Here is a 17,183-nt window from a genome sequence, read left to right as displayed (position 1 = left end):
ACCTCCAAATTTGAACGTCAGGTGAGAAGCTCTATGCGAAGAGGGTATTTCCCTCTCGCGAGCAGGGGCTGAATGCCATCCTCGAGTCGGCCGAGACGGATCAGCCCTTTCGAGTAGCGATAGCTGTCATGGAAGAAGACGAGATTGCCCCAGGGCGCGTAGTAACAGAGATCGCCTGGCGCCTCGTCCGCGAACGGGCTGCCGCCGTCCTCGGTCAGCTTGCGCGGCAGATAGGCAATCTTCTCGTTGGTCGAATAGTCCTCGATCGCCAGGTCGAGCGGCAGGCGCGAGACGAATTCGCGTGCTGACGGGCCGTCGAAGAGGACCACCGTAAAGCTGTGACGATCGAAGGCGCATCGTATCCGCATGGTCGCGGCTCCCGTGTGCCAGGAAGCGTTCGTCGCGGTCAGGCCGGCCACCGGCCTGGAAACGGCGGCGATGGCCAGGAGACCTCCAAGAACGGACCGGCGCACCGGGCGATGTCTGGGCATGGTGCGTTCCTGTAGTCGGGCCAGGACGGCGCGGGGCACAGCGAAGACCACCCGCACCGCTGGAGATAGCCGATAGCGAGCAATCGGATTAGATGGAGTAATCCGCTTGCATTAATCGATGGGCGGCATAAATGGGGACGGTCGGCGGCGGAAAACGATGGCCAAGCAAGACTTCAACGACCTTCTTTGGTTCCTCACGGTCGCCAAGGAGCGCAGCTTCACCAAGGCGGCCGCGAAGCTCGGCATTGGCCAATCGACCTTGAGTCACACCATCAAGCGGCTGGAAGACCAGATGGGCATCCGGCTGCTGACGCGCACGACACGCAGCGTCGGTCTCACCGAAGCCGGCGAACGGTTGAGGCTGTCGATGGCTCCGCGCATCGCCGAGATCGAGGCCGAGATTGCCGACCTGATGGCGTTCCGCGACAAGCCCTCGGGGCGGATCCGGATGACGGTGTCGGAGCACGCGCTCCAGAGCGTGGTGTGGCCCAAGCTGCAGCCGATCCTGAAGGACTATCCCGACATCAAGCTCGAGCTCAGTCTCGACAACGGATTTCGCAACATTGTCGAGGACGGATTCGACGCCGGCGTCCGTCTCGGAGAAAGCGTCGAAAAGGACATGGTCGCCGTGCGGATCGGACCGGATTGGCGGCTGGTGGCCGTGGGCTCACCCGGCTACTTCGCCGAACACGGCGTGCCGGAGCACCCCCACGACCTCGTGCGGCACAATTGCATCAACCTGCGGCTGGAAAGGGCAGGTGGGCTTTACGCGTGGGAGTTCGCGAAGGACGGCCAGGAACTTCGCGTTCGAGTGGATGGGCAATTGACGTTCAACACCTCCTACGCCCAGGCCGATGCCGCGCTGAAAGGATACGGCATCGCCTATGTGCCGGAGAATGTCGTGCAACGGCACATCATGTCGGGGGACCTCGCGCTGGTCCTGGACAAGTGGTCGCCGGTGTTCGACGGATACCACATCTACTATCCGAGCCGCCGCCAGAACTCGCCCGCCTTCAAGGTCATCGTCGACGCGCTGCGCCATCGCGGCGAGTGAGAAAGTGGCGGGGCGGCCGACATGCAAAAGGCCTCGCCGAAGCGAGGCCTCCTTGTTCGATGGTGCTGGCTCGCACTAATCGTCCCAATGATGATAACGACGGATCACGACGCCGCGGTCGTAATCGTGGTCGTGATTGTACCAGCCACGGTGCCAGCCGCGGTCATGCTCGTAAACGCGCGCGCGGGGGCCGTCATAATAGTCCCTGTCGCCGCCGACATAGATGCCGACGCCGGCCGCATTGGCGATGGTCGGGGCACCGATTGCAAGCGTCGCTACCGCTGCAAGAGCGTAAGTCAGCTTCTTCATCTGTTCCTCCTGTTCGCGTCGTCGGGGGTCAACGACTGCCGTCACCACCTGTTGCAGGAACGGGCAAGAAACTTTCTTGAATGACTGTTCAGGTCGGTTGCATTCAGGAACATCATCGAAGCAGCCAGATGGAACTGCGTCAGGCGAGTCGCTCTGTTCCAAGTGGTCCCATGACACGAGGCTTTGAACGGGGCTGTCGCATATGAGGCAGAATGCTGTGAGAGCGGTTCAGCCTTCAACCTTGTCGCTTCAGGCATTCCATTGTCGTTCACCGCGATCTGGCGCGACGGCTGCAACTCTCGAACGAGACAGGTGCTCCATGGATGAACGTACCGACGGTCAGGCGAGCGCTCAACAAGCAGGGTTTGCCGGTATTACGCGCAAGGTTCTCGAACGTCTGCCATTGCCGGGCAATCAACAGGAACTCATGGTCGTCGAGGTCACCTATCCGCCGGGTGGCGTCGCGCCGCTTCACCGGCATCCCGTTGCGGGCGCGATCTACATCGTCGAAGGTGTCGCCGAGTCCGCTTATGGCGGCGACGAACCGCGACAGTACCGGGCGGGCGAGACGTTGCAGGATCGGGCGGATCTTCCACACACCCTGTTTCGCAATTGTGATCCGGAACGTCCGCTCCGTTTCCTGACCATCTACGTGCTCGAACCCGGACGCTCCTACACGCTGGAGCCGTGAGGTTGCTGCGGGACCTGATGGATTGCGCGTGGCTGCTGCACGCCGCGATGGCATTTGCGGCTTTTGCCGGAAGAGGGCAGTGGTGATAGTTCGGTGTTGCGGCAGGGAAACCATGGGAGCGCGTCGTTGACGAGGCAAAATATCTCATCGGGGTACGCGTTCGAAGACGCTTATGGCTACTCCCGCGCCGTGCGCGTCGGAAACCAGGTCTTTGTCTCCGGCACGACGGCTCGCCCGCCGCACCTCGACGGCGACGCCTACCTGCAAGCCAGGGCGATACTCGCATTGATCGCCGACGCATTGGCCGAGGCTGGCGCCGATATGCGGCATGTCGTCCGTACCGTGGTGTACGTGATCGATATGGCGGACACCGAGCATGTGGCGCGCGCCCACTCTGAAGCCTTCGATGCGGTGCGCCCGGCCAGCACGCTCGTCCAGGTCAGCGCCCTGACGCCGACATCGGCCCGTGTCGAGATTGAAGTGGTGGCAATCATCTCGGCCTGACGGGCCTCGAGCCGCTTGGGCGCTGCGATCCGTCGCGGAGCGCTGCTGGTAGCTTCTCGGAATTGCCTTCGATCATGGCGCCGACACACGCCGTTGCACGCACCTGTGATCAGTGGAACTCCGGATGCAGGTAACGGCGGAAGGATCTCTTCGTACAGCTTTGAGCGAACATATTTTCTTCGCACGCTGATGGATGCGCATTCCGGGGAGAGATCGTCACATGAAGGAATTCAACGTTGCCGAGAATGGTGGAGGTTCGTATCGTCCGCTCGCCATTCTCCGCTGGGTCATGGTGGTCATATTCGTGTCCTTCGGAATGCAGAAATTCACATTGCAATCCGCGCAGGGCATCGCGCAGTTCATCACCAACAGTCCGTTCATCTCCTGGCTGTCGATCTTCGGCCTGAGGGGAGAGGCCTATGTTCTCGGTGTTGCCGAATTCGTGATTGCCGCGCTGCTGGCGGCAGGTAGCTTCAGCCCGGTCTTGTCCGCCGTCGGCTCATTCATGGGCGTGGTGACCTTCGCGATCACATGGTCGTTCTTCTTCACGACGCCGGGCGTCGTCACATGGAGCCTGTCATCCGATCCCATGGCGTGGAATCTGACCGGCGAGTTCCTGTTCAAGGACATCGTCTTGCTGTGCGTCTGCGCCGTTCTGTTTCTGGCCTCATTGCCGCGATCGGCCATTCGGCTGCGCACCGGCTGAGCGTTGGGGCGTCGCTCACCGCCGGATGCGGTAGATCACGACGTCCTCGCCGTGATGCGTCGTGCTCTTTTCCAGAATGTAATTCGATTTCTCGAGCACGCGGCGGGATGCGCGGTGTTTGACGAAGACCAGGCCGATGAGCGACGGCAGCGCGAGTTGCGACAGCCCGATATGCGTCAGCGCCGCGGCGGTCTCGCTCGCAAATCCTTGGCCCCAGAGGTCGCGTTTGAACGTATAGGCAATCTCGATCTCGTCGATACCATCAACGAGGATGTGCCTGATCCCCGCCCGTCCGGCGAATGCTCCGTCTCTCGTTCGCAGCACCCAGAGCCCGAAACCGTGCCGGTCCCAATGGGCCATGTTGACGGCGAGATAAGTCTTCGTCGCCTCCGCCGAACGGACACCGCCGAGATAGCGGGACACGTCGGGATCGAGATGGAGTGTGACGAGGTCGGCGAGATCATCGTCGCGCAGTTTCTCGGCGGTCAGTCTGTTGGTGCGGAAGTGATCCAATGAGGTTAGCGGCGTTCGAAGTGAGCATCGATTGTTGCGCCGACGATGCCGTCCTGCCGACGTCTTACTCAACCTCCCGATCGCCGGTGTGACGCGCGGGGTTTGATCTGCATCAAATACGCGGATGACGATCGCGCCACAACCCGACTTCGAGGCTCACAGGTTGACAGATGCGATGATCCCGACTTGGTACGTCAGCTTTGAAATTCGACAACGTGGCGTTTTGCCGAGGCAGCGCAGTCCGCGCGAGACGCGGACGTTCGCGACCGAGGACGAAGCCAAGTTGTTCGCGCGCGCAAAGCTCGATGAAGGCCTTTCTGTTTTTGCAGGTACGATCAATCCTCACGTTCCGAGGCGGCTCATTCCGGCGCCAGATATCCATGCGTGGCTCAACGATGACGGCGGCTCTCTACCGTCAGAAGCGTCGGGCATCGATTAAGCACGCTACAGTGCATAGAGATGGCGCTTGGGTGTTGCCATTTTGATACGGGCTTCAGGACTCCTGCCCGCGTAAAGTTCCTCACATTCGCGAACCTTATGCACCTGGTCAGCATGGGTGCTCATTTCTGGACGAGACAGCGAATTTGAACGAAAGAGCAAAAAAGGGGACGAGACCATGAGGAAGTTTTCAACTGCTGCGATCGGCTTCGTGGCACTGAGTATGGCGGCTCCGGCCATGGCGGCCGACATGGCCGTCAAGGCGCCGCCGCCGGCACCAGTGGTGGCGGTCTACAACTGGAGCGGATTCTACATCGGGGCCAACGGTGGCTGGGGGCAAAGCCATGGTTGCGTCGACTTCGTAACGCCCGCTGGGACGGTAGCAGGTGGCTGCGCCGATCGCTCCGGTGGTCTTGCGGGTGGACAGATCGGGTACCGCTGGCAAACCAATCAGTTTGTGCTTGGTCTGGAAGCTCAGGGCGATTGGGCCGAGATCAAGAACACGCGCGTCAGCCTGATCGATCCGTTGATCTCGACCACAGGCAAGACCGACGCCATTGGGCTGTTCACAGCCCAGCTCGGTTGGGCATGGAACGCTTCGCTGTTCTACGTGAAGGGCGGCGCTGCCGTGACCCGCAATCGATTCGATATATTCAACAACGTCACCGGCGTCGGACTGGCTTCGGCAGGTCACACGCGCTGGGGCGGCGCCCTGGGTGTCGGCTGGGAATATGGTTTTGCGCCGAACTGGTCGGCCGGTATCGAGTACGACCATCTCTGGATGGGACGCGACAATTTCGGCTTCGCAGGCGTGGTCACGCCCGGCGGGTTGGCGCTCACCGGCAGCGGGATCAGCCAGGATGTGGACATGGTTACGCTTCGGTTGAACTACCGCTTCGGTGGTTTCGGTGCTCCGGTCGCTGCTCGCTTTTGAGTGTGTGTGTCTTCCCGGTGAACTCAGGCCCCGGCATCGACCGGGGCCTTTTCATGGGAAGCCGAAGAAAACGATGGAGGTCCGGCATCAATTCCTGCGATGTCGCAAGGCCAGGCGCGAGTGAATTGTGCGGACTTGTCGAGGATGCGGGCCGCGATCAATCGTTGGCGGACGCTTCCCGATGATGCCATCATGCCGGTGTCTTGCCCGACGGGTCAAGCGAATTCGGATAATTCGTAAGCCATTGATTTCACGACCCCGTCTACTGTGCATGGGGTTGTTTTCGCAGTTTTTGGTTTCGAGAGGGGACTCTATCCCGCCCCCAACGCCACCGCGACGTTGTACGTCACGAGGCTCGCGGCATAGGCCAGCACCAGCATGTAGCTGAAGGTCACCGCCATCCATCGCCAGCTTCCGGTCTCGCGCCGGATCACGGCCAGCGTCGAGGCGCATTGCGGGGCGAAGATGTACCAGGCCAGCATCGACAGCGCGGTGGCGAGCGACCATTTCGTCGCCAGCACCTGGCCGATCTGCTCGGCCGCTTCCTTGCCGCCTTCGATCGCATAGACCGTGCCGAGCGCTGCGACCGCGACCTCGCGCGCCGCCATGCCCGGGATCAGGGCGACCGCGATCTGCCAGTTGAAGCCGACGGGGGCGAGCAGCGGCTCGAGCGCCTTGCCGATGATGGCGGCGAGGCTGAAGTCGATGGCGGGCTCGGTGACGCCCGCCGGCGGCTGCGGGAACGAGGCCAGGAACCAGATCAGCACCATCATCGAGAAGATCGTGGTGCCGGCGCGGTGGAGGAACATCTTGGCCCGCGTGTAGACGCCGATCGCGATCGATTTCAGCCGCGGCATCTTGTAGTCCGGCAGCTCCAGCATGAACGGTGCCGGCGCGTAGTCGCGCAGCATGAAGAACTTGATCAGGAACGAGACGGCAAGCGCGCTGATGATGCCGGCGGCGTAAAGGCCGAACATCACGAGGCCCTGGAGGTTGATGAAGCCCCAGACGTCCTTCGCCGGAATGAAGGCCGAGATGATCAGCGTGTAGACCGGGATGCGCGCCGAGCAGGTCATCAGTGGCGCGATCAGGATCGTGGTCAGCCGGTCGCGCTTGTTGTCGATCACGCGCGTCGCCATGATGCCGGGAATGGCGCAGGCAAAGCTCGACAGCAGCGGGATGAAGGCGCGGCCGTGCAGGCCGGCGCCGCCCATGATGCGGTCCATCAGGAACGCGGCGCGCGCCATGTAGCCGAAATCTTCCAGCAGCAGGATGAACAGAAAGATGATGATGATCTGCGGCAGGAACACGATCACGCTGCCGACGCCTGAGATCACGCCGTTCTGGAGGAAGCTCTGGAGCAGGCCGGCGGGCAGGGTGGTGTGCACGAACTCGCCGAGCGCGTCGAAGCCGGAATTGAGCAGCTCCATCAGCGGCTGCGCCCAGGCGAACACCGCCTGGAACATCACGAACAGGATCAGCGCCAGCACGATGAGGCCGCCGACGGGATGCAGCACCACCGCGTCGATCCGCGCGGTCCAGGTGTCAGGCCGGCTCGGCAGGCTGACGCAGTCGGCGATGATGCGGTCGGCCTCGCGCTGGGTGGAGCGCAATTCGCCGACGCTGAGCGCGCGCCAGGTGTTCTCCGCAGGCTCGGTGGCGAGCCTGGCCGAGATCTCGTCGGTCAGCGTCAACAGATCGGCCGTGCCGCCCTTGCGCACCGCGATCGAGGTGACCACGGGCACGCCGAGCTCCTTGGCGAGCCGCTCGACGTCGACCGTGATGCCGCGGCGCGCGGCGATGTCGAACATGTTGAGCACGAGGATCATCGGCCGGCCGGTGCGCTTGAGCTCCAGCAGCAGGCGGATGGTCAAGCGCAGATTGGTGGAATCGGCCACGCACAGCACGAGGTCGGGCACGGTCTCGCCGGAGGCCTTGCCGAGCACGAAGTCGCGGGTGATCTCCTCGTCCGGGCTGCGGCCGCGCAGCGAATAGGTGCCGGGCAGGTCGACCACCGAGACCTGGCGTCCCTGGGGCGTGACGAAGAAGCCTTCCTTGCGCTCGACGGTGACGCCCGGATAGTTCGCGACCTTCTGCCGGCTGCCGGTCAGGGCATTGAACAGCGAGGTCTTGCCGCTGTTTGGCGTGCCGACCAGGGCGAGATGCAGGAGGGGTGCTTCCATGATTTTCAACGATCTGGGATCAAAGGCCTGAGGTCAGGGGGCGGCCGCCTCAGGCGACGATGATGGCCATGGCTTCGCGCCGACGGACCGCGATCGTGATGCTGTCGACCCGCACGGCGATGGGATCGCGCCCGACCAGCCCCTCATGCAGGACCTCGACCCGGGCCCCCTCGACGAAGCCGAGTTCGATCAGCCGGCTCTCGAGCTCGATGTCCGAGAGCGCCGAACCGGTGTCCCTGGCGGACAGGTGCTGGATGACGCCGGTGTAGCCGCGCAGGGCCAGACCCAGCGGCATGTGAGGGCGCGTATCATTGGTGTCGGTCATGCCCTGTATTTTCAACGCAGGGCATTGAGGTCAAGCGCGCTTGCTCGCCGGAAGCTGCACCTTAGAGTGATTTTAAAGTGCGAACGCCCCGACGCGCCGAAAAAACGCCTTGCCGGCTATTGGGCCGGGACCTTGTCCGGCTGGACGGCCATGGCGCGGCTCTTGAAGTAGTCGAGCACGAACAGGCGGATCGCCGAGGACAGATTGCCCTGCTGGCGGTTGCCGTCGATCTCGCCGACGAGCTCGGACAGCGTCATGTTGCGCAGGCCCGAAATCTCCTTCATGCCGTTCCAGAACGCCTCTTCCAGGCTGACGCTGGTCTTGTGACCGGCGACGACGATCGATCGTTTCACGACGGGCGACTTCATGGCTGCTCCTCGCGATCGATCTGATGCTTGTCCAGGTGCTCCTTCGCCCTGTCCGCGCGCGTCTCCTCCGCCGACCGCTCCGCCTTCGTGCGGCCGAACTTCGCTCGATTGGCGTCCGCCTGCTTCGCCGAGGCTTCCCGCTCGGCGCGCTTCCGGAAACGATTCAGGTTGATGACGTTCCCCATGCCGCGTCTCCATCATCCGATCCTCTTCAGGCAGGATGAAACATTCAGAAACAGGGGGCCGCGTCGCGCCCCACAAGACTTGATTGTCATTTGCTCGTCCTCGTCAATCGGCCCCTTGGGCCATCAAACGATGAATTTCGCCCCGCCAAGGGCAGAATAGCTGCGTAGCACGCCGTCTTTCCGGAACATTGACGGTAATCAAATCCTGTCCTTTAAGCCTTACAATTATGAGCTTTTTGGCTCCGTATCATTACGGATGACTATCGGAATTAGGAATTACCCCGGTTTCGTCATCTTCTCCGGCTGCACCAAACGGTCGAACTCGTCCGCTGTGACGAAGCCGAGCCGCAGCGCCTCCTCCTTCAGCGTGGTGCCGTTGACATGCGCCGTCTTGGCCACCTTGGCGGCGTTGTCGTAGCCGATCTTCGGCGCGAGCGCGGTCACCAGCATCAGCGAGCGCTGCATCAGCTCACTTATGCGCTTTTCGTCCGCGCGGATGCCGCTGACGCAATGTTCGGTGAAGGAGCGCGCGGCATCGGCCATCAGCCGGATCGAGTGCAGCATGTTGTAGGCCAGCACGGGCTTGTAGACGTTGAGCTCGAAATGGCCCTGGCTGCCGGCGACCGTGATCGCGGTGTGATTGCCGAACACCTGGCAGCACACCATGGTCATCGCCTCGCATTGCGTCGGATTGACCTTGCCCGGCATGATCGACGAGCCCGGTTCGTTCTCCGGCAGGATCAGCTCGCCGAGCCCTGAGCGCGGACCCGATCCGAGCAGGCGGATGTCGTTGGCGATCTTGAACAGGCCTGTCGCGACCGAATTGATGGCGCCGTGCGCCAGCACATAGGCATCGTTCGAGGCCAGCGCCTCGAATTTGTTGGCGGCGCTGGTGAAGGGCAGTTTGGTGATTCCGGCAACGTGCTTTGCGAACAGTCTTGCAAAGCGAGGCTTCGCGTTGAGGCCGGTGCCGACGGCGGTGCCGCCCTGCGCCAGCGGATAGAGCTCCTTCACCGCGACCTTCAGTCGCGCGATCCCGCTTTCGACCTGCGCGGCATAGCCGGAGAATTCCTGGCCGAGCGTCAGCGGCGTCGCGTCCTGGGTGTGGGTGCGGCCGATCTTGACGATCTTGGCGAACTCCTTCTCCTTCTTGCGCAGCGCACGGAGCAGTTCGCCAAGGGCAGGAACGAGATCGGCGGTGATGCGGCTCGCCGCCGCGATATGCATTGCGGTGGGAAAAGAGTCGTTCGACGACTGGCTCATGTTGACGTGATCGTTCGGATGCACCGGCTTCTTGGCGCCGAGCTCGCCGCCGAGCAGCTCATTGGCGCGGTTGGCGATCACCTCGTTGAGGTTCATGTTGGTCTGCGTGCCCGAGCCGGTCTGCCACACGACGAGCGGGAAATGATCGTCGAGGCTGCCGTCGATCACCTCGCGCGCGGCGCGGATGATGGCACTGGCGCGGCGCTGGTCGAGCAGGCCGAGCTCGCGGTTGGACTGCGCCGCGGCGAGCTTGACGATGCCGAGCGCATGCACGAGCGCGATCGGCATGCGATCCGTGCCGATGCGGAAATTCTGCCGCGAACGTTCGGTCTGCGCGCCCCAATAGCGATCGGAGGGGACCTCGATGGGACCGAAACTGTCGGTCTCGGTGCGGGTCGCGGGGCGAGCGGTCTTCGTGCGTGCAGATTTGGCCATGAGCACATCCATTCCGCCGCGCGAAATGCCGCGCGGCCTCTTCATGTGCTCCTCTATATAGGCAGTTTGGCCGGACGCGACGGTCTCGCGCGGTAGCCTAGATCATTTCTTGCGGAAACGATCGAGCCGCACGACTTCGGCGCCGCCCTGGCTCGGCGGGGTCGGCTCTTCCGCGGTCTCCGCCTTGTCCGTGGCGGGCGTGGGCACCGACAGGGCCGAAGGGGCAGGGGCCGCGGGCAACGTCTCGGGCGCGACCTCTGCGACATCGGACGTGTCGAACTGGAGGCCGAACTTCACGGACGGATCGAGGAAGCTCTTGATGGCGCTGAACGGCACCACCAGCCGCTCCGGAATGCCGCCGAACGACAGGCCGACCTCGAAGCGGTCCTCGAGCACGGTCAGATCCCAGAACTGATGCTGCAGGATGATCGTCATCTCTTCCGGATATTGCGCCAGGAGCCGCGACGACAGCTTCACGCCCTCGGCCTTCGACACGAAGGTGATGAAGAAATGATGCTCGCCCGGCAGTCCATGCGACGCGGCGTCGGTCAGCACCTTCCGCAGCACGCCGCGCAGCGCGTCGCGGGCCAGCACATCGTATCGGATATGATCGGTCGCCATGGTCGTCCTGTTGCATTCCAGGAGTTGGGCCCTGCCGGCCCGACTCGCCAAGCCGCAATAGTACCGCGCCTGACGGGTCAGCAGGAGTCCCCGTGGGGGAGGAAATCGAAGGTAAGTGGAGGCTTCTGTTGCCAGGTGCCTCCGAACCCCGCCTAACGGAGCTTAACCCGTTAGGACTTTAAGATGGTCTTTCAAACTGCGTTACGCAGCCTGAGCAACCGGAGCAAAGTTGTCGTTGGCAACTATTGCAGTAGCCCGATAACGGCGGAACAATACCGGGAAAAAGCACGCCCTTTACGCCCTCGTCGATCCTATTTCGCCCCCGCCAAAACCCGCTTCTAGGGCCTGCCCGCTGGTGGGCTTTGGTGGAGGCGCCGGGTACCGCCCCCGGGTCCGAATGGTTTATTACGACGACCGTTTATTTCCATAGCCGGCGAACCGGCACCCCCAATATAGGGGGCAAAGGTTTAGAAAGACAGGGGTTTGGCGCGGCATGGCGCGGTTCCCTTTGGATAGGTTCCGGATAGCCTTGGCCTCGCGCCGGCCCTCGTTCTAAGCTCCTGACATGTCCCCGGATTCAGCACCGGCCGCCCAAGAGCCGGATCGTGCCGCGACCAGCGGCCCTCCGCCCAGCCTGACCGCGCTGTTTGTGGCCTTCGCCCGGATGTCCCTGGCTGGTTTCGGCGGAGTTCTGGTGTTCGCCCGGCGGGCGATCGTCGAGCAGCACCGCTGGATGACGGCGGACGAGTTCAACGAAACCTTCGCGCTCTGCCATTTCCTGCCCGGGCCCAACATCGTCAATCTGTCGATGGTCTTCGGCGCGCGGCTGCGCGGGATCGCGGGCGGCGTTGCCGCCTTTGCCGGGCTGCTGCTGCCGCCGACGCTGATCATGACCGTGCTTGCGATCATCTACGCCCGGTTCGGCGATGTGGAGGTGCTGCGCCGCATCCTCGCGGGCATCTCCTGCGCGGCGGTCGGCCTCCTGATCGCGGTCGTCTTCCGCATGATGACGCCGTTGCTCAAGCGGATGGACGCGGTTGCGCTCATCCTGATGCTCGGCGTGTTCCTCGCCATCGGCGTGCTCCGCCTGCCGCTCCAGGCGGTGCTGCTGGTCGCGATCCCGGTGAGTGTCGGCGCCACCTTCCTCCTGCGGCGGAAGGTAGCAGCGTGAACGCCGAGAACCCGATCTGGGCGCTGATCTCCACCTTCGCTCTGATGTCGCTGTTCGCGGTCGGCGGCGCCGCGGCCGCGGTGCCCGAGATGCACCGTATCGCGGTCGATGTGCATCACTGGATGACCGACAAGCAGTTCACTGATGCCTATGCGATCGCGCAGCTCTCGCCAGGTCCGAACGTGCTTATCGTGACGTTAATCGGCTATGCCGTCGCCGGCATCCCCGGCGCGCTGGCAGCGACGCTGGCCATGTGCCTGCCGACCGCGCTGGTTGCCTACTATGTTAGCCGGCTCTTGAACCGGCCGAGCCAATCGCGCTGGCCCGGCCTGATCCAGGCTGCATTGGTTCCGCTCTCGATCGGATTGATGGCGGCGAGTGCCCTGATCCTGGCCAACGCGACCGATCGCACGATTGCTGCGGTGCTTCTGACCGCGATGGTTGCGGTGCTCGCAGCGGTCTCGCGCATCAATCCACTATGGCTCCTGCTCGCCGGGGGCTTGTTGGGTTTTGCTGGCATTGTGTAATGAAAATCGCTAGGCAGTGATCCGGGCGAGGGATCCATTTCCAGCCGATTAGAACAACACTGCGCGTGACTTACGGGTCGCGGAGGAGACATGCATGGCCGATACGATGGGCCACTCAGCGACAGCCACCCGAAACACCTCGGTGGCGATCGGTTTTTGTCTGCTGGCCGTTGCGCCGCAGATATTCGAATTCATCTGGTCGATCGGGACGATCTTTGGCTGGGGCGCGGGACGCGGCCCGGCCACCGTTCTCATCAGCCATGCCACCGCGCTGGTCGCGGGCGCTCCCGCGGCACTGATCGGATCGGTCGGCGGTGAGACCAAGAAGGCGTCATCCGACGTGCTGCTGGCGCTGATCTATTCCTATCCGGTCTTAGCGGTGGCGATCGTCACGCTGTTCATGACCATCCGGTCGGCCCAGGATTATGTCGGCGGCGTCATCCTGATGGCACTCGCGCTGTTCGCGCTGTGGGCCTCGAGCGATTTGCAGGGCATGCGCGGCTTCTCCTTCGGTGCGGGCACCGCGCCGCGCATGTTCGGCGGGCTGCTGGTCGCCTTGTCCGCCGGCATTGCCTTGACCGGCCTTCTGACCGATGGGCCGGCGATGGCCCATTACTCCTGGCGCGGGCCGCTGTTCGTGATGGTCTCGATCGTGTTCTTCGCGCTCGCGATCCGGCCGCTGGGCCTCGTGGTCTCCGCCTTCGCGAGCTTCATGATCGCGGCGATGGGCTCGCATGAGACGCGCTGGCTGGAGGCTGCCATCGTCGGCGCCTGCCTGACGCTCGGCTGCGCGCTGCTCTTCCCTTACGTGCTCGGGCTACCGATGCCGATGTTTCCGCGTTTCCTGATCCAGTGAGGGCGTGATGGATATTTTTGCCAACCTCGCCCACGGCTTCGCCGTCGCGCTCTCTCCGATCAACCTCCTGATGTGCCTGATCGGCGCCCTCGTCGGCACGCTGGTCGGCGTTCTCCCGGGCATCGGCACCATCGCGACCGTGGCGATGCTGCTGCCGATCACCTTCGGACTGCCGCCGGTCGGCGCGCTGATCATGCTCGCCGGCATCTATTACGGCGCGCAATATGGCGGCTCGACCACGTCGATCCTGGTCAACATACCCGGCGAGGCGACATCGGTCGTCACCGCCATCGACGGTCACCAGATGGCCAAGCAGGGCCGTGCCGGCCCGGCGCTGGCGATCGCGGCAATCGGCTCGTTCTTCGCCGGCTGCGTCGCGACCGTGCTCATCGCCGTGCTCGGCGCGCCGCTGACCAAGCTCGCGCTGGCGTTCGGCCCGGCCGAGTATTTCTCGCTGATGGTGCTCGGCCTGATCTTCGCGGTCGTGCTGGCCAAGGGCTCGGTGCTGAAGGCGATCGCGATGATCGTGCTCGGCCTGCTCATGTCGATGGTCGGCTCGGACATCGAGACCGGCGCCTCGCGCATGGCCTTCAACATTCCGGAGCTCGCCGACGGCCTCGGCTTTGCGACGGTGGCGATGGGCGTGTTCGGCTTTGCCGAGATCATCCGCAACCTCGACGCCGGCGCCGAGATGAACCGCGACCTCGTGCAGCAGAAGATCACCGGCCTGATGCCGACCAGGAAGGACCTGCGCGACTCCGCGCCTGCCATCCTGCGCGGCACCGTGCTCGGCTCGATCCTCGGCATCCTGCCGGGCGGCGGCGCCGTGATCGCGTCCTTTGCGGCCTATACGCTCGAGAAGAAGATCGCCAAGAACCCGTCGCGGTTCGGCCGCGGTGCGATCGAGGGCGTGGCGGCGCCGGAGAGCGCCAACAACGCGGCGGCGCAGACCTCCTTCATCCCGCTGCTCACCCTCGGCATCCCGCCGAACGCGGTGATGGCGCTGATGGTGGGCGCGATGACCATCCATGGCATCGTGCCGGGCCCGCAGGTGATGCAGAAGCAGCCGGATCTCGTCTGGGGCATGATCGCCTCGATGTGGATCGGCAACCTGATGCTGATCATCATCAACCTGCCGCTGGTCGGAATCTGGGTCCGCCTGCTGCGCGTGCCTTACCGGCTGATGTTCCCCTCGATCGTGATCTTCTGCGCGATCGGCATCTACTCGGTGAACAACGCACCGGTCGACGTCATCCTCGCCGGCGTGTTCGGTCTCGTCGGCTACTGGCTGATCAAGCACGATTTCGAGCCGGCACCGCTACTGCTCGGCATGGTGCTCGGACCGCTGATGGAAGAGAACCTGCGCCGCGCACTGCTGATCTCGCGCGGCGACTGGAGCGTGTTCCTGACGCGTCCGTTGTCGGCGGTGTTGCTGGCGATCGCGGCGAGCCTGTTGATCCTCACGGTGCTGCCCGCGCTGCGCGCCAAGCGCGACGAGGTGTTCACCGAATCCGAGAACTGATCGCGTCGGCGCGGCGCCCTGCGTCCGCGCGCCGCATTCGGAAGTCGAATCGACTTGTGTGATGTCTTCGTGAAATGAAAATGCCGGCCCTTGTGGCCGGCATTTTTGTTTGTGTCCCAAGGAATCGACAAGGGGATCGGCATGACCTTTATTCGCGCGCTCGCGGGCGCATGTGCCGCGGCGGCCGCATCGCTGTGCGCGTTTGTCGCACAGTCTCAGGCGCAGACCTATCCGACGCGCGGCATCACCATGATCGTGCCGTTCGCGGCCGGCGGCCCGACCGACGTGATCTCGCGTATCGTCACCGCGCACATGGCGCAGACGCTGGGGCAGAGCATCGTCATCGAGAACGTGGTCGGCGCCGGCGGCACCACCGCGACCGCGCGGGCCGCGCGCGCGGCCAATGACGGCTATACGCTGATCACGGGGCATATGGGCACGCATGCCGCATCCGTGCCGCTCTATCCGAAACTGGCCTATCATCCGGAGAAGGACTTCGAGCCCATCGCGCTGCTCGCGGGCACGCCGATCCTGATCCTGGCGCGCAAGGATTTTCCGCCGAAGGATCTGAAGGAGTTCGTCTCCTACGTGAAGGCCAATGCCGAGAAGGTGAACGCGGCGCATGCCGGCGTCGGCTCGGTCTCGCACGTGTCCTGCGAGCTCTTGCACTCCATCCTCGACATCAAGCCGGTCGGCGTGCCCTTCAACGGCACCGGCCCCGCGATGAACGCGCTGGTGGCGGGGCAGGTCGACTACATGTGCGACCAGATCGTCAACGCCGTGCCACAGATCAACGCCGGCACCATCAAGGCCTATGCGATCGCAACGGCCGAGCGCAATCCGTCGCTGCCGAACGTGCCGACGACGACGGAAGCCGGCCTGCCTGCGTTCCAGGCCCAGGCATGGAACGCGATGTTCGCACCGAAGGGAACTTCGCCGGCGATCCTGGCGAGCCTGAACGCCGCCGCCGTCAAGGCGCTCGACGACGAGACCGTGAAGAAGCGCCTGCTCGAGCTCGGCAGCGTCATCCCGGGCCCAAAGGACCGGACGCCGGAGGCGCTGGCGACCCTCGTGAAGAACGAGATCGCGAAGTGGACGCCGGTGCTCAAGCCGGCCAGTTAACCAGCACAATCAAGCCGATAGGCGAGGGGCGGGACGCGGGTTCCGCCCCTTGTCGTTTGCACCGGAAACGCTCACTTTTTCCGGGTATAATCGGTGCAGGCAGCGAATCGCCGCTGTCGCAGCGCGGAGGTGGCCGCTAAGTTCGCGGCCTCCCCAAAGGCACACGACACATGCACCAGTATCAGGACCTGCTCGAGCGGATTCTCTCAGACGGCGCCGAGAAGACCGATCGGACCGGCACCGGCACGCTCTCGGTGTTCGGCCATCAGATGCGCTTCAATCTGTCGGCCGGCTTCCCGATGCTGACCACCAAGCGGCTGCCGCTGAAGGCGATCGTGCACGAGCTGTTGTGGTTCCTGAAGGGCGACACCAACATCAAATATCTGCGCGACAACGGCGTCACCATCTGGGACGAGTGGGCGGACGCCAATGGCGATCTCGGCCCGGTCTATGGTCATCAGTGGCGTTCCTGGCCCGCGCCGGACGGACGCAGCATCGACCAGATCGCCAACGTCGTCGATATGATCAAGCGCAACCCGGACTCGCGCCGCCTGATCGTCTCGGCCTGGAATCCGGCCGAGGTCGACAAGATGGCGTTGCCGCCGTGCCATTGCCTGTTCCAGTTCTATGTCGCCAACGGCAAGCTGTCGTGCCAGCTCTATCAGCGCTCGGCCGACGTGTTCCTCGGCGTGCCCTTCAACATCGCCTCCTATGCGCTGCTCACCATGATGGTGGCGCAGGTCACGGGCCTGAAGCCCGGCGACTTCGTGCATTCGTTCGGCGACACACATCTCTATTCCAACCATCTGGAGCAGGCGAAGCTCCAGCTCACGCGCGCACCGCGTGCGTTGCCGGTGATGCGGATCAATCCCGACGTGAAGGACATCTTCTCCTTCCGCTTCGAGGATTTCGAGCTCGTCGGCTACGATCCGCACCCACACATCAAGGCGGAAGTCGCGGTCTGA

At 63.6% G+C, this 17,183-nt stretch carries 21 protein-coding genes and 1 other RNA gene; 12 read left to right on the top strand and 10 right to left on the bottom strand.

Annotated elements, in window-relative coordinates; translation table 11 throughout:
- Positions 1-17: 17 nt before the first annotated feature.
- Positions 18-491: a cyclophilin-like fold protein gene (locus AAFG50_RS32260; RefSeq protein WP_165448171.1), complete on the bottom strand. Its 474-nt coding sequence runs from the start codon at positions 489-491 to the stop codon at positions 18-20.
- A gap of 157 nt (positions 492-648) precedes the next feature.
- On the opposite strand from AAFG50_RS32260, the gene AAFG50_RS32255 reads away from it, so the two are divergent.
- Positions 649-1,545 carry a LysR family transcriptional regulator gene (locus tag AAFG50_RS32255; RefSeq protein ID WP_011089270.1) on the top strand — a complete coding sequence of 299 codons (897 nt, stop codon included), beginning with the start codon at positions 649-651 and terminating at the stop codon, positions 1,543-1,545.
- 75 nt (positions 1,546-1,620) lie between these two features.
- On the opposite strand, the gene AAFG50_RS32250 is transcribed toward AAFG50_RS32255, so the two are convergent.
- Positions 1,621-1,854: a hypothetical protein gene (locus tag AAFG50_RS32250; RefSeq protein WP_028176185.1), complete on the bottom strand. Its 234-nt coding sequence runs from the start codon at positions 1,852-1,854 to the stop codon at positions 1,621-1,623.
- 319 nt (positions 1,855-2,173) lie between these two features.
- On the opposite strand from AAFG50_RS32250, the gene AAFG50_RS32245 reads away from it, so the two are divergent.
- The 3 genes from AAFG50_RS32245 to AAFG50_RS32235 all read left to right on the top strand — a co-directional run bounded on the left by AAFG50_RS32245 (position 2,174) and on the right by AAFG50_RS32235 (position 3,755).
- Complete coding sequence (locus AAFG50_RS32245; protein ID WP_028176184.1) at positions 2,174-2,545, top strand: cupin domain-containing protein; 372 nt, start codon at positions 2,174-2,176, stop codon at positions 2,543-2,545.
- Between the two features lie 126 nt (positions 2,546-2,671).
- Positions 2,672-3,049: a RidA family protein gene (locus AAFG50_RS32240; protein ID WP_028176183.1), complete on the top strand. Its 378-nt coding sequence runs from the start codon at positions 2,672-2,674 to the stop codon at positions 3,047-3,049.
- A 220-nt stretch (positions 3,050-3,269) separates the two neighbouring features.
- Positions 3,270-3,755: a DUF417 family protein gene (locus tag AAFG50_RS32235; RefSeq protein WP_028176182.1), complete on the top strand. Its 486-nt coding sequence runs from the start codon at positions 3,270-3,272 to the stop codon at positions 3,753-3,755.
- 15 nt (positions 3,756-3,770) lie between these two features.
- On the opposite strand, the gene AAFG50_RS32230 is transcribed toward AAFG50_RS32235, so the two are convergent.
- A complete protein-coding gene (locus tag AAFG50_RS32230; RefSeq protein ID WP_028176181.1) occupies positions 3,771-4,268 on the bottom strand; it encodes a GNAT family N-acetyltransferase in 498 nt (165 codons plus the stop codon).
- 175 nt (positions 4,269-4,443) lie between these two features.
- Between AAFG50_RS32230 and AAFG50_RS32225 the strand changes: the two genes are divergently transcribed.
- Both AAFG50_RS32225 and AAFG50_RS32220 read left to right on the top strand, forming a co-directional pair.
- On the top strand, positions 4,444-4,707 hold the full coding sequence (locus AAFG50_RS32225) for a hypothetical protein (RefSeq protein WP_038966475.1): 264 nt from the start codon (positions 4,444-4,446) through the stop codon (positions 4,705-4,707).
- A gap of 177 nt (positions 4,708-4,884) precedes the next feature.
- Positions 4,885-5,640: an outer membrane beta-barrel protein gene (locus tag AAFG50_RS32220; protein WP_028176180.1), complete on the top strand. Its 756-nt coding sequence runs from the start codon at positions 4,885-4,887 to the stop codon at positions 5,638-5,640.
- A gap of 311 nt (positions 5,641-5,951) precedes the next feature.
- On the opposite strand, the gene AAFG50_RS32215 is transcribed toward AAFG50_RS32220, so the two are convergent.
- The 7 genes from AAFG50_RS32215 to ssrA all read right to left on the bottom strand — a co-directional run bounded on the left by AAFG50_RS32215 (position 5,952) and on the right by ssrA (position 11,502).
- The gene (locus AAFG50_RS32215; protein ID WP_028176179.1) at positions 5,952-7,823 is read right to left on the bottom strand and encodes a ferrous iron transporter B; all 1,872 of its coding nucleotides are present in this window, start codon (positions 7,821-7,823) and stop codon (positions 5,952-5,954) included.
- A gap of 49 nt (positions 7,824-7,872) precedes the next feature.
- Positions 7,873-8,148 carry a FeoA family protein gene (locus AAFG50_RS32210; RefSeq protein WP_011089262.1) on the bottom strand — a complete coding sequence of 92 codons (276 nt, stop codon included), beginning with the start codon at positions 8,146-8,148 and terminating at the stop codon, positions 7,873-7,875.
- Positions 8,149-8,264: 116 nt separating this feature from the next.
- Positions 8,265-8,516, bottom strand: a complete 252-nt coding sequence (locus AAFG50_RS32205; RefSeq protein WP_011089261.1) for a ribbon-helix-helix domain-containing protein — start codon at positions 8,514-8,516, stop codon at positions 8,265-8,267.
- Positions 8,513-8,701 (bottom strand): DUF4169 family protein, encoded by a 189-nt coding sequence (locus AAFG50_RS32200; protein WP_011089260.1) that lies wholly within the window; start codon positions 8,699-8,701, stop codon positions 8,513-8,515. Before AAFG50_RS32200 ends, AAFG50_RS32205 begins: the two co-directional genes overlap by 4 nt.
- A 276-nt stretch (positions 8,702-8,977) precedes the next feature.
- Positions 8,978-10,411, bottom strand: coding sequence for a class II fumarate hydratase (fumC, locus tag AAFG50_RS32195; protein WP_028176178.1), 1,434 nt, complete (start codon positions 10,409-10,411; stop codon positions 8,978-8,980).
- 90 nt (positions 10,412-10,501) lie between these two features.
- Positions 10,502-11,020, bottom strand: coding sequence for a ClpXP protease specificity-enhancing factor SspB (locus tag AAFG50_RS32190; protein ID WP_011089258.1), 519 nt, complete (start codon positions 11,018-11,020; stop codon positions 10,502-10,504).
- Between the two features lie 114 nt (positions 11,021-11,134).
- Positions 11,135-11,502, bottom strand: a transfer-messenger RNA (tmRNA) gene (ssrA, locus tag AAFG50_RS32185).
- An 83-nt stretch (positions 11,503-11,585) separates the two neighbouring features.
- On the opposite strand from ssrA, the gene AAFG50_RS32180 reads away from it, so the two are divergent.
- From AAFG50_RS32180 to AAFG50_RS32155, 6 genes are all read left to right on the top strand, one after another.
- Positions 11,586-12,191, top strand: coding sequence for a chromate transporter (locus tag AAFG50_RS32180; protein ID WP_028176177.1), 606 nt, complete (start codon positions 11,586-11,588; stop codon positions 12,189-12,191).
- On the top strand, positions 12,188-12,718 hold the full coding sequence (locus AAFG50_RS32175) for a chromate transporter (protein ID WP_011089256.1): 531 nt from the start codon (positions 12,188-12,190) through the stop codon (positions 12,716-12,718). Before AAFG50_RS32180 ends, AAFG50_RS32175 begins: the two co-directional genes overlap by 4 nt.
- A 94-nt stretch (positions 12,719-12,812) precedes the next feature.
- Entirely contained in the window at positions 12,813-13,574 is a 762-nt protein-coding gene (locus AAFG50_RS32170; protein ID WP_028176176.1) for a tripartite tricarboxylate transporter TctB family protein, read from the top strand.
- Positions 13,575-13,581: 7 nt separating this feature from the next.
- Positions 13,582-15,096 carry a tripartite tricarboxylate transporter permease gene (locus AAFG50_RS32165; protein ID WP_027544749.1) on the top strand — a complete coding sequence of 505 codons (1,515 nt, stop codon included), beginning with the start codon at positions 13,582-13,584 and terminating at the stop codon, positions 15,094-15,096.
- A 141-nt stretch (positions 15,097-15,237) separates the two neighbouring features.
- Positions 15,238-16,218, top strand: a complete 981-nt coding sequence (locus tag AAFG50_RS32160) for a tripartite tricarboxylate transporter substrate binding protein BugD (protein WP_028176175.1) — start codon at positions 15,238-15,240, stop codon at positions 16,216-16,218.
- Positions 16,219-16,388: 170 nt separating this feature from the next.
- On the top strand, positions 16,389-17,183 hold the full coding sequence (locus AAFG50_RS32155) for a thymidylate synthase (protein WP_011089252.1): 795 nt from the start codon (positions 16,389-16,391) through the stop codon (positions 17,181-17,183).

Origin of the sequence: Bradyrhizobium sp. B039 (assembly GCF_038965675.1) — a bacterium.
In the GTDB taxonomy this organism is placed as follows: Bacteria; Pseudomonadota; Alphaproteobacteria; order Rhizobiales; family Xanthobacteraceae; genus Bradyrhizobium; species Bradyrhizobium diazoefficiens.
The sequence above is the reverse complement of the archived record's forward strand: the minus strand, read 5'-3'. Positions and strand labels throughout refer to the sequence as shown.

Bases quoted from the DNA above. Each gene is read 5' to 3' on its own strand.
- AAFG50_RS32165 (WP_027544749.1), top strand. From the start codon at position 13,582: ATGGATATTTTTGCCAACCTCGCCCACGGCTTCGCCGTCGCGCTCTCT.
- AAFG50_RS32170 (WP_028176176.1), top strand. From the start codon at position 12,813: ATGGCCGATACGATGGGCCACTCAGCGACAGCCACCCGAAACACCTCG.
- AAFG50_RS32190 (WP_011089258.1), bottom strand. From the start codon at position 11,020: ATGGCGACCGATCATATCCGATACGATGTGCTGGCCCGCGACGCGCTG.
- AAFG50_RS32255 (WP_011089270.1), top strand. From the start codon at position 649: ATGGCCAAGCAAGACTTCAACGACCTTCTTTGGTTCCTCACGGTCGCC.
- AAFG50_RS32235 (WP_028176182.1), top strand. From the start codon at position 3,270: ATGAAGGAATTCAACGTTGCCGAGAATGGTGGAGGTTCGTATCGTCCG.
- AAFG50_RS32245 (WP_028176184.1), top strand. From the start codon at position 2,174: ATGGATGAACGTACCGACGGTCAGGCGAGCGCTCAACAAGCAGGGTTT.
- AAFG50_RS32250 (WP_028176185.1), bottom strand. From the start codon at position 1,854: ATGAAGAAGCTGACTTACGCTCTTGCAGCGGTAGCGACGCTTGCAATC.
- AAFG50_RS32200 (WP_011089260.1), bottom strand. From the start codon at position 8,701: ATGGGGAACGTCATCAACCTGAATCGTTTCCGGAAGCGCGCCGAGCGG.
- AAFG50_RS32210 (WP_011089262.1), bottom strand. From the start codon at position 8,148: ATGACCGACACCAATGATACGCGCCCTCACATGCCGCTGGGTCTGGCC.
- fumC (WP_028176178.1), bottom strand. From the start codon at position 10,411: ATGGATGTGCTCATGGCCAAATCTGCACGCACGAAGACCGCTCGCCCC.
- AAFG50_RS32220 (WP_028176180.1), top strand. From the start codon at position 4,885: ATGAGGAAGTTTTCAACTGCTGCGATCGGCTTCGTGGCACTGAGTATG.
- AAFG50_RS32160 (WP_028176175.1), top strand. From the start codon at position 15,238: ATGACCTTTATTCGCGCGCTCGCGGGCGCATGTGCCGCGGCGGCCGCA.
- AAFG50_RS32180 (WP_028176177.1), top strand. From the start codon at position 11,586: ATGTCCCCGGATTCAGCACCGGCCGCCCAAGAGCCGGATCGTGCCGCG.
- AAFG50_RS32155 (WP_011089252.1), top strand. From the start codon at position 16,389: ATGCACCAGTATCAGGACCTGCTCGAGCGGATTCTCTCAGACGGCGCC.
- AAFG50_RS32225 (WP_038966475.1), top strand. From the start codon at position 4,444: ATGATCCCGACTTGGTACGTCAGCTTTGAAATTCGACAACGTGGCGTT.
- AAFG50_RS32205 (WP_011089261.1), bottom strand. From the start codon at position 8,516: ATGAAGTCGCCCGTCGTGAAACGATCGATCGTCGTCGCCGGTCACAAG.
- AAFG50_RS32260 (WP_165448171.1), bottom strand. From the start codon at position 491: ATGCCCAGACATCGCCCGGTGCGCCGGTCCGTTCTTGGAGGTCTCCTG.
- AAFG50_RS32215 (WP_028176179.1), bottom strand. From the start codon at position 7,823: ATGGAAGCACCCCTCCTGCATCTCGCCCTGGTCGGCACGCCAAACAGC.